The organism is Synechocystis sp. IPPAS B-1465, from assembly GCF_003015225.1.
Lineage (GTDB): Bacteria > Cyanobacteriota > Cyanobacteriia > Cyanobacteriales > Microcystaceae > Synechocystis.
Window position 1 is genome coordinate 370,280 of sequence record NZ_CP028094.1, and the last position, 15,127, is coordinate 385,406.

Annotated in this window: 19 protein-coding genes; all 19 read left to right on the top strand. The window is 39.1% G+C overall.

What is annotated here, in order from left to right; genetic code table 11:
- Nucleotides 1–5: 5 nt before the first annotated feature.
- Nucleotides 6–1,211: a glycosyltransferase family 4 protein gene (locus C7I86_RS01790; RefSeq protein ID WP_010871548.1), complete on the top strand. Its 1,206-nt coding sequence runs from the start codon at nucleotides 6–8 to the stop codon at nucleotides 1,209–1,211.
- Complete coding sequence (galE, locus tag C7I86_RS01795; protein ID WP_010871549.1) at nucleotides 1,208–2,230, top strand: UDP-glucose 4-epimerase GalE; 1,023 nt, start codon at nucleotides 1,208–1,210, stop codon at nucleotides 2,228–2,230. The genes C7I86_RS01790 and galE overlap by 4 nt, the downstream gene beginning before the upstream one ends.
- Before the next feature lie 301 nt (nucleotides 2,231–2,531).
- The gene (locus tag C7I86_RS01800; RefSeq protein WP_010871550.1) at nucleotides 2,532–2,888 is read left to right on the top strand and encodes an FkbM family methyltransferase; all 357 of its coding nucleotides are present in this window, start codon (nucleotides 2,532–2,534) and stop codon (nucleotides 2,886–2,888) included.
- 63 nt (nucleotides 2,889–2,951) lie between these two features.
- Nucleotides 2,952–3,365 carry an FkbM family methyltransferase gene (locus C7I86_RS01805; RefSeq protein ID WP_010871551.1) on the top strand — a complete coding sequence of 138 codons (414 nt, stop codon included), beginning with the start codon at nucleotides 2,952–2,954 and terminating at the stop codon, nucleotides 3,363–3,365.
- Nucleotides 3,366–3,374: 9 nt separating this feature from the next.
- Nucleotides 3,375–4,232, top strand: a complete 858-nt coding sequence (locus C7I86_RS01810; protein WP_010871552.1) for a glycosyltransferase family 2 protein — start codon at nucleotides 3,375–3,377, stop codon at nucleotides 4,230–4,232.
- A 134-nt stretch (nucleotides 4,233–4,366) separates the two neighbouring features.
- Nucleotides 4,367–5,173, top strand: coding sequence for a bifunctional 2-polyprenyl-6-hydroxyphenol methylase/3-demethylubiquinol 3-O-methyltransferase UbiG (locus C7I86_RS01815; protein ID WP_010871553.1), 807 nt, complete (start codon nucleotides 4,367–4,369; stop codon nucleotides 5,171–5,173).
- Between the two features lie 17 nt (nucleotides 5,174–5,190).
- On the top strand, nucleotides 5,191–6,153 hold the full coding sequence (locus C7I86_RS01820; RefSeq protein WP_010871554.1) for a GDP-mannose 4,6-dehydratase: 963 nt from the start codon (nucleotides 5,191–5,193) through the stop codon (nucleotides 6,151–6,153).
- 52 nt (nucleotides 6,154–6,205) lie between these two features.
- Entirely contained in the window at nucleotides 6,206–7,360 is a 1,155-nt protein-coding gene (locus C7I86_RS01825; RefSeq protein ID WP_010871555.1) for a glycosyltransferase, read from the top strand.
- Nucleotides 7,361–7,439: 79 nt separating this feature from the next.
- Entirely contained in the window at nucleotides 7,440–8,672 is a 1,233-nt protein-coding gene (locus C7I86_RS01830; protein ID WP_223211330.1) for a hypothetical protein, read from the top strand.
- A gap of 113 nt (nucleotides 8,673–8,785) precedes the next feature.
- Nucleotides 8,786–9,634, top strand: a complete 849-nt coding sequence (locus C7I86_RS01835) for an IS630-like element ISTcSa family transposase (RefSeq protein WP_010871248.1) — start codon at nucleotides 8,786–8,788, stop codon at nucleotides 9,632–9,634.
- 116 nt (nucleotides 9,635–9,750) lie between these two features.
- Entirely contained in the window at nucleotides 9,751–10,896 is a 1,146-nt protein-coding gene (locus C7I86_RS01840) for a glycosyltransferase (protein WP_010871557.1), read from the top strand.
- Nucleotide 10,897: 1 nt separating this feature from the next.
- Entirely contained in the window at nucleotides 10,898–12,058 is a 1,161-nt protein-coding gene (locus tag C7I86_RS01845) for a glycosyltransferase (protein ID WP_010871558.1), read from the top strand.
- A 69-nt stretch (nucleotides 12,059–12,127) separates the two neighbouring features.
- Nucleotides 12,128–12,367, top strand: coding sequence for a type II toxin-antitoxin system HicB family antitoxin (locus C7I86_RS01850; RefSeq protein ID WP_041425907.1), 240 nt, complete (start codon nucleotides 12,128–12,130; stop codon nucleotides 12,365–12,367).
- A complete protein-coding gene (locus C7I86_RS01855) occupies nucleotides 12,364–12,594 on the top strand; it encodes a type II toxin-antitoxin system HicA family toxin (protein ID WP_010871560.1) in 231 nt (76 codons plus the stop codon). The genes C7I86_RS01850 and C7I86_RS01855 overlap by 4 nt, the downstream gene beginning before the upstream one ends.
- A 75-nt stretch (nucleotides 12,595–12,669) precedes the next feature.
- Nucleotides 12,670–12,987 carry a UDP-glucose 4-epimerase gene (locus C7I86_RS01860; protein ID WP_010871561.1) on the top strand — a complete coding sequence of 106 codons (318 nt, stop codon included), beginning with the start codon at nucleotides 12,670–12,672 and terminating at the stop codon, nucleotides 12,985–12,987.
- Nucleotides 12,988–13,020: 33 nt separating this feature from the next.
- Nucleotides 13,021–13,515, top strand: coding sequence for a hypothetical protein (locus C7I86_RS01865; protein WP_010871562.1), 495 nt, complete (start codon nucleotides 13,021–13,023; stop codon nucleotides 13,513–13,515).
- A 255-nt stretch (nucleotides 13,516–13,770) separates the two neighbouring features.
- On the top strand, nucleotides 13,771–13,968 hold the full coding sequence (locus tag C7I86_RS01875) for a DUF2283 domain-containing protein (protein WP_010871563.1): 198 nt from the start codon (nucleotides 13,771–13,773) through the stop codon (nucleotides 13,966–13,968).
- Nucleotides 13,969–14,063: 95 nt separating this feature from the next.
- Nucleotides 14,064–14,696, top strand: coding sequence for a Uma2 family endonuclease (locus C7I86_RS01880; protein WP_010871564.1), 633 nt, complete (start codon nucleotides 14,064–14,066; stop codon nucleotides 14,694–14,696).
- A 4-nt stretch (nucleotides 14,697–14,700) separates the two neighbouring features.
- Complete coding sequence (locus tag C7I86_RS01885; RefSeq protein ID WP_010871565.1) at nucleotides 14,701–15,111, top strand: hypothetical protein; 411 nt, start codon at nucleotides 14,701–14,703, stop codon at nucleotides 15,109–15,111.
- Nucleotides 15,112–15,127: the final 16 nt, after the last annotated feature.

Here is a 15,127-nt window from a genome sequence, read left to right on the forward strand (position 1 = left end):
ATCTTATGGATAAAAAGCAATTAAAAATCTTAATGGTATTACATATGCCTTGGGACGCTAACTTAGGGGGACCCAAACCCCAAATGGAGTTAGCAAAAGAATTCTCTAGACAAGGACATATTGTTGAAAAATTTGACTACTATGATGCTTTTCCTGAAATAAAATCCTTGCCACCAAAATTACTATGGCTTTATAGGCTATTTATGCCAAGTTTTTCACAGAGAGCCAAAGAATATATTCAAAAACATGCTAACTTTTTCGACATAATTGATGCTCAACAGGGTAATTTACCCTTTTCCAAAGAAGAATTAAAATTCAATGGAACCTTGATTGTAAGAAGCGTTGGATTATATGCTTTTCATCAACAATTTCAAGAGCTTGTGCAAAAAACATGGAACTTATCTGGTAATAACAATGTATTTAAATTGTTGCTGCGGAAATTACGCAAAATTAAACAGAAAAAGCAAAATCAAAATTATTTATTAAGCTTTCAAAAAGCAGACGGAATAATTTTGATAAATTCTGATGAGTTAGCTTATGTTCGTGATGTTTTAAACTTAGGTGACAAATCTGTTTATTTACCAAATGGATTGACAGAAAAACAGCATCAAGATTTTTTCAGAGAATCTAAATTGCCTAAAATTAGGTTGATGAATCAACAAATTGTTTTTGTCGGTTCTTGGGGGAATGGTAAAGGGGCAAGAGATTGGCCTGCGATTATTAATAAGGTTCGAAATAAACTTCCATTTGCTAATTTTTTATTCCTAGGTACAAGTGGATATTCAAGAAGTGGTGTAGAAGGAATCATGAAAGACTTAAATTATCCTTCATCAGATTGTCTCAGGATTGTACCAAGTTATAAAAACGCTAATTTGCCAACTCTTCTAAGTGAAGCAACTGTAGGCGCTTTTCCAAGTTATATAGAGGGATTTCCTACTTCTATTTTAGAAAAACTGGCATCTGGTTTACCTGTTATTGCTTACGATATTCCAGGTACAAGGGAAGCTTTACGTCGCTTTGATAATTTACTATTAGTTCCCGCTGGAGATGTTGAACAATTTAGCCAAAAGCTCATAAACTTACTGTGTCTGGACGAGACAAGCTATACAGAGTTGTCAAAACAGTGTGTTGAAGTTGCTCAAAGTTTTGATTGGTCGAGTATTGCCAATGAAACCTTGAATGCTTACCACGATTTTAGGAGTAAACAATGACCCAGTCTTCCCCACCCAAAATCTTAGTTACAGGAGGAGCGGGTTATATTGGCTCCAGTGTTGTCCGCCAGCTCGGTGAAGCAGGATACAGCATAGTCGTATATGACAATTGTTCGACTGGTTTTCCCAGTTCAATACTCTATGGTCAACTTGTCATTGGCGATCTTGCCGACACCGAACGTCTTCATCAGGTATTTCATGAGCATGAGATACTTGCGGTAATGCATTTTGCTGGTAGCTTAATAGTTCCAGAATCTTTAATTCATCCTCTTAACTACTACGCAAACAATACTAGTAACACTCTCAGTTTAATACGATGTTGTCAGATATTTGGTGTAAACCGACTGATTTTTTCAAGTACTGCTGCTGTTTATGGTAACTCCTCGTCTAATCCCATATCTGAAGCCGAGATTCCCTGTCCAATAAATCCCTATGGTCGATCAAAATTAGCCAGTGAATGGATAATTCAAGATTATGCAAAGTCCTCTGCTCTACAATATGTAATTCTACGTTACTTTAATGTTGCAGGAGCTGATCCAGAGGGGCGTTTAGGGCAAATGTCGAAGACAACTACCCATTTAGTACGGTCGGTTTGTGACGCAATTCTGAATCTTAAACCCTCGCTAGATATTTTTGGCACAGATTTTCCAACCCGTGATGGCACCGCTGTTCGTGACTATATTCACGTAGAAGACTTAGCTAAGGCCCATCTAGATGCTCTTCGTTATTTAGAAAACGGGGGAGAAAGTCAAATTCTGAATTGTGGTTATGGTCAAGGCTATAGCGTACGAGAGGTGGTTGATCGAGCTAAAGCAATCTCTGGGGTTGATTTTTTGGTCAGAGAAACAGAAAGACGTTTGGGCGATCCAGCTTCAGTTATAGCCTGTGCAGACTCTATTCGCCAAGTGTTAAATTGGACACCAAAGTACAATAACTTAGATATTATTCTTCGCACCGCATTAGCTTGGGAAATTAAACGAAATAATTTAAATAACAGACGTATTCATAATATTATTTGAAAAATATATAACGATTCTGCATAATACTTGAAAAAATATAGAAGTTATTTATCCACCGATTAACCATTAGATTTTCAGATTTGATCGAAGGTTATTATAGCTATTCTTGACTATCTAATAAATGCATGGAGGTTACTAAACAATTTTCTTAAAACACAAAATTTTCACATGAATTACTTAGCATAAGATTAAGCAACAAAAATACTTTTTCATCGTCACCAAATTGCACCTAGAAATCAAAATCGTTTATGTTTACTAAACAAATCTTAAAACTATAAATGAGTATTTGTATAAAAATATCATGAAAACAACTATTAACGACTACATTGGTCAATTTATCAAAACAACTCCTGAATTTAAAGGTAAATGGAGAATTATTAGATATTGGATGAATCAAAATAAAGACCATAGAACCAAATATAGAATATTGCCAGGCGGCGAAAAAATCCTATGTGATTTGAGTATTCCTTACGAAGCTATGGTTTACTTAAAAAGAGAGGAGCAAAAAGACTTAGAATTACTCACTCAATTATTGAAGCCGTCAGATACTTTTGTTGATTGTGGTGCAAATATTGGTATTTGGTCTTTAGTTGCTGCTTCTAGAGTGAGTTATTCTGGCAAAGTATATGCTTTTGAACCCAATCCATCAACTTTTTAAAAATTATCGGACAATGTATCTTTATCAAGATTTAAGAATGATATTAATTTGATCTCCCAAGCCGTGGGCAATGAACAAAAAACAGTATTTTTTGAGTGCAATACTACTCATAATATTTCTTGTATTAAAGACAATGCAACGCGAGATACACAAGAAGTTTTTTTAACCACAATAGATCAAGTTTTAGACGGAGCTATTGTTAACGGTATTAAAATAGATGTTGAAGGTTTTGAGCTTGAATGTTTGCAAGGAAGCTACAAGACCTTAATTAGATATCAACCCTGGTTATGTGTCGAATTCAATACTTTGTTAGCCAAAGTCAGCAAGTTGTCAGAATGGAACGTACATAATTATCTAAAAAAGTTAGGCTATAGATGTCGTCATTTTCACAATGCCCTTGACAAAAGTCAAGAAACTATTTTGTCTGACAATTGGGAAACGAAAGGCTATTGTAACTTGTTTTATTTCATTGAATAAAAAATAATTATGGTGAATCAACAAGAAGAAATTAATTTAAGTGTTGCTTTAGTGACTCGTAATCGTCCTGATAGCTTAGAGCGTTGTTTAAAAAGTTTGCGAGATCAGAAAGTTCAACCTTTTGAAGTCGTGGTTTCAGACGACTCAGATGATTTATATAAGAGTTCAACCAAAGAGATTGCTCAAAAATGGGGATGCCGTTACATCGACGGACCAAAGCGGGGACTTTATGCTAATCGTAACTATGTTGCCTTAGCTTGTTACGGTACTCATATTCGCACAATGGATGATGATCATGAATTTCCTGAACAACATATCGAAGTTTGTTTAAATGCTATTCAGTCAGATCCATCTTCTATCTGGATTATTGGAGAATATTCGCCAACATCGTCTATCGAAAACGCCCCACATCCCTGTCCTGGTCAATTACATCCTCGTGGTTTTTCTTTCTATCCTAAAGACACTCAAAATTGTTGGGCGATCGCCGATGGTGCTAGTATTTATCCGAAGAAAATTTTTGCATCAGGTTTAAGATTTGTTGAATACTATAAGTTTGGTGCTTCTTACTTAGAATGGGGGAGTCGTTTATATTATTTAAGCTATCGCATACGTCATTTAGATTCTACCTATATTATTCATCATTTTAATCCTAAAGCTCGGTCATTTTCTGACCAAGAAATGGATCAATCATCCAGATTTTTTGCGATGTTATGTCATTCGTTTCTATATCAATCAACTTTTAAAAATAAATGTCTATTTTCCTATGAAATTTTGAAGCAATTTATTCTTGACCCAAAATTAACCATTAAATGCATAATAAATTCATGGTCAAATTTCGAATTATTTTCTAGGTCTTTTTGTGCTTAAATTTTAAAGGCTCAAAGTTTTTATTTTGAGCTATATTTAAAATCGAATAAATTTGATATGCATTGGCATGATCATAACACTTATTTTGTAAAGACTTTGCTTTACCACTTGGATAGTATAACCACTTAAAAACCATGAGAAAAATTTTTTGTCAGAATGATTGGCCTGATAGCTGGAAATATAGTTATCCATACGATTTATTGGAAGTTTATGGTTCATTAAAGTTTCCTGGTTATGCTTATGCTTATGAAAGCCGAAGAAAGCATACATTAAATTTGATTAAGAGTGTCGCTAGGCCTGGAGCCAGAATTCTAGATGTAGCTGCGGCACAAGGCAATTTTACGTTAACACTAGCAGAAATGGGATACGAGGTTACTTGGAATGATTTACGCGAAGAATTAATTGATTATGTCAAACTAAAATGGGAGTCAGGTACTGTTAACTATGCACCAGGAAATATTTTTGATTTGAATTTTGACGGGCAATTTGACGTGGTTTTGATTGCGGAAGTAATCGAACATGTTGCTCATCCTGATAATTTCTTGAAAAATATTGCCAAAATGCTTAAGCCAGATGGTCATATTGTCTTAAGTACCCCTAATGGAGAGTATTTCAAAAATCATTTACCTAGATTTTCTGACTGTTCTGATCCTAGTCAATATGAAAAAATGCAATTTCAACCAAACTCAGATGGACATATTTTTTTACTTCATTTAGACGAGGTTGAACAACTAACACATCAAGCAGGATTAGTTATTAAAGAAGCTAGACTGGTGACTAATTCATTAACAAATGGCCATATTAAACTACATTATTTATTAAAGTTTTTACCCAAGTCTTGGATTTTAGTTTTTGAAAATGTAACTTGCTCTATGCCCTTATCGATAAAGCGTAAATTGCACACGACAACCCTTGTTTTGTTGTCGCATAAGAGTGAATAAAAATTCTATAATTTATTATGAAAATAGCATTAATTTCTGGCATATCAGGACAAGATGGGGCATATTTAGCTCAACTACTAATTGAAAAAAGTTATGCCGTTTGGGGTACGTCAAGGGACGCTCAAATATCCAATTTCCGTAATCTCAAAATTTTGGGTATCCGGGAGTCTATAAAAGTCGTCTCCATGGCCTTAACAGACTTCCGCAGTGTCTTGCAGGTGGTTTCACAGGTCAACCCCGATGAAATTTATAACCTTGCCGGACAATCTTCCGTTGGTTTATCCTTTGAACAGCCCGTTGAAACTCTAGAAAGTATCACTATCGGCACCTTAAACCTATTAGAAGTTGTTCGCTTTTTGGACAAACCAATCAAACTCTACAGCGCTAGTTCTAGTGAATGCTTTGGAGATACAGGCAATTCCGCCGCTGATGAAAATACCGCCTTTCGTCCTAGGAGTCCCTATGCCGTGGCCAAGTCCGCCGCCTTTTGGCAAGTGGCAAACTATCGAGAAGCGTATAATCTATATGCGTGCTCCGGCATTCTTTTTAACCATGAATCTCCCTTGCGGCCAGAAAGATTTGTGACTCAAAAAATTATCGCTACTGCGTGTCGTATTGCCCAGGGCAGTCAGGAAAAGCTCTATTTGGGCAACACCAGCATCAGTCGGGATTGGGGATGGGCTCCAGAGTATGTCGAGGCTATGTACCTAATGCTCCAACAGGCAAAACCAGATGATTATGTCATTGCCACAGGGGCGAGTTATCTTTTACAGGATTTTGTGGAAATTACTTTCTCTTCATTGGGATTAAACTGGCGGGAGCATGTCATCATCGATCAAAGTTTATTTCGTCCTACGGATTTGGCAATGGGTAAAGCAAATCCCCGCAAAGCTCAGGAGCAATTGGGGTGGAAAGCAGAGTATAAAACCCCAGACGTGGTAAAAATGATGATTAATGCGAGGTCAAATGGGAAATATTGATACTCACAAAAACAAAGATCGGATATGAGAGTAATCGTTATTCAATTTTGCCATGACAACCTCCCAATTAAACCCCGTTGTGACCATTACAGCAAAAACCCATCCCTATGTCTGCGGTGTTGGGGACTATACGGTTAATTTGGTCAAATATTTTAATCAATATCAAGACATCGAACTGAGCTTGCTAACTGGTAAAAGTTGTGAATCTTTTCATGGTGAAGTTCCGGTGTTTCCAGTGTTAGAAGGAAATACCCAAAAAGATTATGAAAAACTATTGAATTTGCTTAATCAAGCATCAGTAAAAATAGTTGTGTTGCAGTACGCTCCCTACCTATACAATTCTCAAGGATATGACCTAAATTTGGTGAATTTCTGGAAACAATGTGCCCAGTCTATGCAGACTGTTTTGATAGTTCATGAAACCTATTATTGGTTTTTGCGCTATCCTGGTACCTGGTTTAAAGGGATTGTTCAGGCTCATGCACTTAAAGCTTTAGCCTTGTCTAGTGATAGTATCTTTTGTGGCTCTGAGCAATATTCTCGGCAGCTTCAACGCTTAGTTCAAGATCAAAAAATAATTTGCTACCTGCCCATTCCAAATAATATTGCTCCAAATATAATTTCATCCCAGCAAAAAGATAATTTACGTCAACAGTTGAATATTTCTCCAGATAGCTTAGTACTAACTCTGTATGGATGTATTGGTTCTATTCGTAAATCATGGGTGATTAAGTTAGATCGTTATCTCCGTTCCCGTTCTCTGTCCGTTACTTGGCTTTTCCTAGGAAATGCCCAGTCTCTGAACATATCTTGCACAAATCCTGTAGTTCGTCCTGGCTATCTCTCGGCGGACATTTTGTCTCAATATCTGCAAATCAGTACCTTACTGATAATGCCCCATGAATTTGGGGTAAGCGCTAAAAGAGGGTCATTGATGTCTGCCATTGAACATAAACTACCTATCTTAGGAACTGATGGTGATTTAACTGACTCGTTTTTGAAAGATCAACCAAGTATATTTTTAGTACCTGATGGTATATATTCTAGTTTCCAATCAGAACTGATAAAAATTTTAAGTATGTTAAGTACAAAATCTGCCTTTGCTGATTTAACTGAAAAAACCTATGCTTATTACCAAGAAAATTTAAGTTGGAGAAACGTTGTTACTATACTAAACCAACACGTTCATGCCCACCATAAGAATTAATAAATTAACGGATCCAGTCGTTTTTCTTCATATCCTATTTTTTTTAATTATTGCCTCCTCTAGCTTGACTTATTGGAAGATGTCTGATTATGCCGTCAATCAAAGCTGGGATGCTTATTTCTATAAATACAGTGATTACCTAGACTTGGTGCCTACTTGGGAAAAGATACTTAAAGATGCTTTTTCTCTGGTGTTACTACTGGCAAGCATATATTTCCCCCGAAGAAAAATTCTGGATTTTAGTCCCAATATAAACCTTCAGAGATATTATCTATCTTTCATCCTACTGTTTTTTTTGTCCCTATCAAACCTTTTTGCCAGTAGAGATGTCACTAATTTAACTCTATTCACCATAGTGGCGGTGATTAGGCCATTTTTAATTACTGCTTCTTTGCTATTTTTTTGCCATAAGCATCTCAATTTTTTTTATTTCAGAATAATTTTAGAATGCGTAAATATAATTGGCATTATTCAGGTTTATCACTCTTTTCTTCAACGCAATAGTGCAATCATCAATAATGGTCTTGATTGGCTACATTCTGGCTCTGCGAGATCCGTCGGAACTTTTGCCGATCCCAATACCTTAGGACGCTTCTTAGCTCTACTGATAATGGTAAATCTTTTTATGCTTCCGCCTAATATAATTCGTTTTTTCTTAATTATAAGTTATGGTATTGCTCTGTTTTTTACAGGGTCGCGAGCATCGTTGTTAATAATTGGCATATTCATTTTGTTATTTGTAGCTATAAAGCTATCTCGTCAATCCATAGCTTCAACTAGAGCTAAGAACTTAACTTTTGCCTTTTTGCTTACAGTCCCTCTTTTACAATTTCTTCTCTTAAGAATTAACCTTATCAGTAACCGTGCAGATGACACTGCATCGCCTTTACAAGACGGTAGATATCATATTCTTTTCAACCTAATTAACCGACTCAATCCTTACGAATTCATTTTTGGCAACTATTTAGGTTATGGCTCTAATGCATTGATCCTGACAGGTTATGATGGCAGTAATTTTTTATCTGACTCTACACCAGCATCTTTAATTGGTCAGTTTGGAATCACAGGTCTGTTATTATTTATATTGATTGTAATAAACTTATTTAAGCAAACTCCTAGGCATATTAATATAAATAACAGTCAAGACTACCTAGTTCTAACAGGAGATTTGCTACAAAGCAGAAATGCCCTATCTTTTTACCTTATTATTTCTTGTTTCACGACGATTATATTCGAGAGCTATGCTGTTATTCCAATTTTATTGGGACTAATATTTTATGATAATTTAGATCTTAAAAACATCAAGTTTTAGCAGTTTTCCTTGAAAGACCCTGGAAGTATTCCCAGCTTTTATAGTCACTTCAATTAACGATGAGAGAATTTAATGTAAAATTATGGGGTGTACAAAATGAACAGGTTTAAACAATGGCTTACAGTTTAGATTTAAGGCAAAGGGTAGTAGCTTATATAGAAGCTGGAGGAAAAATAACTGAGGCTTCCAAGATATATAAAATAGGAAAAGCCTCGATATACAGATGGTTAAATAGAGTAGATTTAAGCCCAACAAAAGTAGAGCGTCGCCATAGGAAATTAGACTGGGAAGCTCTAAAAAAAGACGTAGAAGAAAATCCCGATGCAAGATTGATAGACAGAGCCAAGAAATTTGGAGTGAGGCCGAGTGCCGTATATTACGCATTAAAGAAAATGAAAATAAACAGAAAAAAAAAAGAACTACGTTATCGAGAAAGAAACCGGGAGGAACGAGTTAAGTACTATAGAATGTTAAGAGAACTAATCAAGCTCTATGGTAGTCAAGCTATAGTTTACATAGATGAATCTGGATTCGAAGCAATCCAGGCTTGTATTTATGCCTGGTCAAAAAAAGGAAAAAAAGTTTATGGAGATAGACAAGGAAAAAGGGGAGTCAGAGAAAATCTAGTAGCAGGGAGAAGAAAAGGAAAAAAAGATTTGATTGCACCGATGGTTTTTACTGGGAGTTTGAATGCAGAAGGCTTTGAAGGATGGTTAAAATTATATTTACTACCCTCCCTCGACATTCCATCAATATTAATAATGGATAATGCTCCTATTCATCGTAAAACTGCCATTAAAGAATTGGCTAAAGAAGCAGGTCATGAAGTTCTTTTTTTGCCGAAATATTCTCCTGATTTAAATGATATTGAGCATGACTTTAGTGCCTTGAAACGAGCTAGAATGTACGCTCCTATTGACACGTCTCTTGATGAAATTATCCGTTCTTACTGTGGCGTTTAGCGTCTCAGCCTTATTTGAAACTACTATATGTGTCTAAATCAGGTTCATATTCAGAAAATATCAATCTAATTTTTAAGAATATATAGGACTAAAGAATTAAAATTTAAATAAAAACTATGCCTAGAAACCTCAAAGTTCACCTTTGGTTGCCTAATATTTTCCAGTTTAAAGGAGGAATTCAAGTTTATTGTGCTTTTTTGATCGAAGCTTTACAGGAAGTCTATCCAAATGCCTTCTATGATGTCTTTTTAAAACATGATACCCATTACACGCCTAATGTAAGAGTTTTGCCTGAAACTAAATTTCATTATGGAGGAAATATTCCTCTAAAATTGAGAACTTTTTATTTTGCTCTCTTATTATTTATCAGTAGCTTCCAAAAAAGACCAGATTTAATTATTTGCGGCCATGCTAATTTCACTCCTGTAGCTCATTTGGTTCAACGATTAATGGGTATTTCTTACTGGACAGTGGCCCATGGAGTAGATGCCTGGAACCTCCAAAATCCGCATATCATTCAAGCTTTGCGCCATGCTGACCGAATTCTGGCCGTTAGTCACTACACCCGCGATCGCCTCCTCCAGGAACAAGCTCTTGATCCAGAGAAAGTTGTTGTTCTTCCTAATACCTTTGATACTTCACGCTTTCAAATTGCCCCGAAACCCCAATCTTTACTCGAAAAATATAATCTCACCCCAGATCAGCAGGTTATTTTGACCATTGCCAGATTAGCTGGGGAAGAACGTTATAAAGGCTATGACCAAATTATCCGTGCTTTACCAGAGATTATTAAAACTATTCCCAATATCCATTACCTAATCGGCGGTAAAGGAGGCGATCGCCCTAGAATCGAAAAACTAATTCAAGATCTAGACTTAGAAGATTACGTTACCCTAGCAGGATTCATCCCCGACGAAGAACTAGCCGATCACTATAACCTCTGTGATGTTTTCGCCATGCCTAGTAAAGGGGAAGGTTTTGGTATTGTGTATCTAGAAGCCATGGCCTGCGGAAAACCCACCATTGGTGGTAATCAAGATGGGGCGATCGATGCTCTATGCAATGGCGAACTGGGAGTGTTAGTGAATCCCGATGATCTGGACGAAATTAGCACAGTAATTACCCAAATCCTAGAAAAGACCTATCCCTTACCAATTCTCTATCAACCAGAAACTCTCCGGCAAAAAGTGATTGAAATTTATGGATTTGAGCAGTTTAAACAAAATTTAGCTCAACTTTTATCTGCTCAATTCAACCAGTAATATGAGAATTTCACACATAATTGCAGACTTGGCCCCTGAAGCAGGGGGGCCATCCATAACTGTTACCAATTTGACTGATGCCCTTTCCCACCAGAACTTCACCGAAGTTACTCTTTTGAGCCAATGCTTAACAGATAGCTCAGTTGTTGCTCCTGCTCCAAACTCTAAAGTTAATCGAATCATTGTAAACAGCTCTCACAGAATTGCCCTATCCCTAGGATTGCCATTAAATAACCTACTCCGCTCCCGTTTAAGCTCTTACCCGTCCGACATTATCCATGGCCATGGCCTGTGGCATCCGATTAGCTATTGGAGGAGTCAAACTGCCAAGCAATATAACATTCCCCTAGTTATCCATCCTAGAGGCATGCTCGAACCCTGGGCCCTCAACTACCGTAAATTCAAAAAACGGATTGCCCTATGGCTCTATCAAAATCGTGATCTACAACGGGCTCAAATACTGTTTGCCACAGCCAACCAGGAAGCCCAGAGTCTTCGTCATTTTGGTCTGCGTCAGCCTATAGCTATTACTCCCAACGGCATTCTTTTCCCCACGCTAGAATCTCAAGCATCTCCTCCGGAATCATCACGCCACCGAACAGCTCTATTCCTCAGTCGCATTCATCCCAAAAAGGGATTAATGAACCTAATCCAAGCCTGGCATCAAGTTTCCCCCCCAGACTGGCAACTACTCATTGCTGGCCCCAACGAAAATAATCACCGTGCTGAAGTTCAAGCCCAAATCAAACAACACCAATTAGAGCAAACGATCAAAATCCTTGACTCTGTGGAGGGAGAAGCCAAAGCCAACCTTTACCGTCAGGCTGATCTGTTTATTCTGCCCACCTTTAGTGAAAACTTTGGCGTCGTAGTTGCCGAAGCCCTTTCCTATGGCATTCCCGTCATCACCACCACTGGGACTCCCTGGCAAGATCTCCAAACTTACCGTTGTGGTTGGTGGGTAGAACCGACAGTTGCGACTATTGCCGATGCTCTCCAGCAAGCAACAATTCTACATCCCCAGGAATTACGAACTATGGGGGAAAGAGGTAGAGCATACGTCAAATGCTACGACTGGAATGCCATCGCCCAGGACACCCTTGCCGTTTACCGCTGGATTCTGAATCAGGGACCAAAACCTGACTGCGTTATCTTGGACTAGAGCCATGGCAAGTTTTCTAGCTTTACTGCCCCGCTCCCTGACGACGTTTCCCTTATGAAAAAAGTAACCATGACAGTCACTCCCAAGCAAATTTATAACTATACTGTTCTTCTAGAAAAAGAGCTTGATGGCGGTTATCACGCCTTTTGCCCAATGCTCAAAGGATGCCATTCCCAAGGAGACACCTTTGAAGAAGCCATACAAAACATTACAGAGGCTATTGAACTATACATTGAAAGCTTGATAGCCGAACATCAGCCCGTTCCTAAGGAAGATTTAATTGTCAAACCATTGAGTATTTTGGTGTGAGCAATCTTCCAAGCGTCCAAGCCAAAGATTTTATTCGAGTAATCAAAAAGCTCGGATTTTTTCTGGAGCGCCAGAAAGGGAGCCATGCCATTTATAAAAATACCCAGGGTAATCGAGTTGTGGTTCCCATCCATCCCGGAAAAGATTTAAAGCAGGGGACACTGATGGGCATGATTAAAGATATTGGACTTGAAAAAGAAAAATTTTTTGACTTACTACAAAAATAGTAATTTGTGTGATCGCTCATTTGCTTAGCTTCCTCCAGGAGTACGGTGAATAAATAGGCGATCAACGTCAACGACGTGGCCCAGGCCCACGTTCTCGGATTAACTTACCTTTTGCAGGGGGGAGCTACCAACATCTTTAACCTCGGTAATGGCAATGGCTTCTCTGTGCGGGAAATGATTGCAACAGCCCAGTTAGTCACCAATCGCCCCATTCCCGTGCTACAAGGCGATCGCCGTCCGGGAGACCCCCCGATTTTAGTGGGCAGCAGTGAAAAAGCTCGGCAAATCCTCGGTTGGCAACCCCAATATCCCCTGGCAAAAGATATTCTGACCCATGCCTGGGCTTGGCACCAACAACGCCATGGCGATAATTCCCCATGCACACAACCGTAGCAATGGCGATCGCCAGTTAGCTAAACTGTAACCATGGCAAGTTTTCTGGCTTTACTGCCCCGTTCATTGACCACTTTCCTTTATGCCGTTGCGGCCCTACTGAGGTTTTATGGCAACATCGACACCACCCCCATCCCCCGAATCCCCCTCACCATCTTTGGATGGAGCTTCCTGGCGTTCACGTTGGGCACAGCGGCTCTCCTGGTTAATCTCGGCCTTGAGTGGAACACTGGAAATCGAAGCCGAAACCGAGAGATTGAAACAAGAGAACGCGAAACTCGACGAGATAATCTTGCAGACGAAGAAAGAAACCGAGCGTCTGAGGAAAGAGAAAAAGCCGATCGAGAAAGAGATCGAGCAGATCAAGAAAGAAACCGAGCAGATCAGGAAAGAAAACGAGCGGCTAGCCGTGCTCGAATCCAAAATCGAGGATTTGTTCTCCAAACACGGTATCAACTTGCCCCTAGCCCAGAAGCCAGAGCAACCCTAATCGATTTCCTTAGCTTTCTCCAGGAATACGGCGAATAAACGGCGAGCTTGATAATCTTGAATGAAATTTACCCAATATTTTTTAGCTACCAGACAAAGACCAGATCGGTTAATTATTCACTTGGAGTGGATAGAATACACTATGAACAATCCTCTCAAGGAAGAAATTCAAACAGACGGTAGAATCAAATTATGGGCTTCCATCCCGGAAATGGAAGGTAGATATCTGCGTGTAGTTTTATTGTCAGATCGAGAAACTGTCCATAATGCATTTTTTGACCGCTCCTTCAAACCATGAAGATTAAGTACTTTACTGATACAGATACCCTTTATATTGAATTTCAGTCTGCCAATATTGTCGAAACCAGGGATTTGGACGATAACACTTTAATTGACATTGACATGCACGGAAATGTCTGTGCCATAACCATTGAACACGCTCAACAAAGAACCAATATTCCTAACATCTCGTTCGAGCAGATTGTGGCATAGGGCGATCGCCGGTTAGCTAAACTAAGACTATGGCAAGTTTTCTGGCCCTACTGCCCCGGTCCTTGACCACTTTCCTTTATAGCGAATAATTCCCCATGACCCTCACCGTTGCCATTCCCCGCATTGAGATCGCCCCTGGTAGTCATTTAACTATCCCCAATGTATCCTGGGTAGACTTTATCTCTTTGCTAAAAGAACTCGGAGAAAAACGTCATTCCCGACTCGCTTACTATCAAGGCCGACTGGAAATCATGGCTCCCCTGGCCCTACATGAAAAACCAAATCGTCTGATTACCGATATCGTCAAAGCTATTTTGGAATGCCAAGAGCGCGACTGGGAAGACTTTGGCTCCACCACCCTTAAACAGCCTCCCTTCGCTGGCATAGAACCAGATAGCTGTTTTTACATCCAAAATGCATCCCAGATGCGGGAATACAAAAACCTTGATCTGAATCAATCTCCCCCCCCAGATTTAGCAATTGAATGCAATTTAAGCTCCAAAACCGTCATCGATGCGTACCAAGCCATTGGCGTTCCTGAAGTGTGGATTTATAGCAACAATCAACTACAAATTTACCTTTATTCAGAACAAGGTTATTTAGAAAGCAACCAAAGTCAAGTTTTTCCAGATTTGGCCGTAATGTCAATGATTCCCCAACTAATTCAAAAAGCTTACCAAGTTGGCACAAGGCAAATGTTGGGTGAGTTGAAGGCACAGCTAAAATGAACCTATGGCAAGTTTTCTAGCCTTACTGCCCCGCTCCCTGACCACTTTCCTTTATGCTGTGGCGGCCCTACTGAGATTTTATGGCAACATCGACACCACCCCCTTCCAACTCATCCCCCTCACCATCCTCGACTGGAGTTTCCTGGCGTTCACGTTGGGCACAGCGGCTCTCCTGGTTAATCTCGGCCTTGAGTGGAACTCTGGAAATCGAAGCCGAAACCGAGCAGATCAGGAAAGAGACAGAACAGATCAAGAAAGAGACCGAGCAGATCAGGAAAGACAACGAGCGGCTCGCCGTGCTCGAATCCAAAATCGATTCTTCCTTCGACCAACACGGTATCAACTTACCCCTAGCCCAGACACCAGAGCAGCCCTAATCGATTTCCTCAGTTTCCTCCAGGAATACGGGGAATAAATAGGCGATCGCCCAA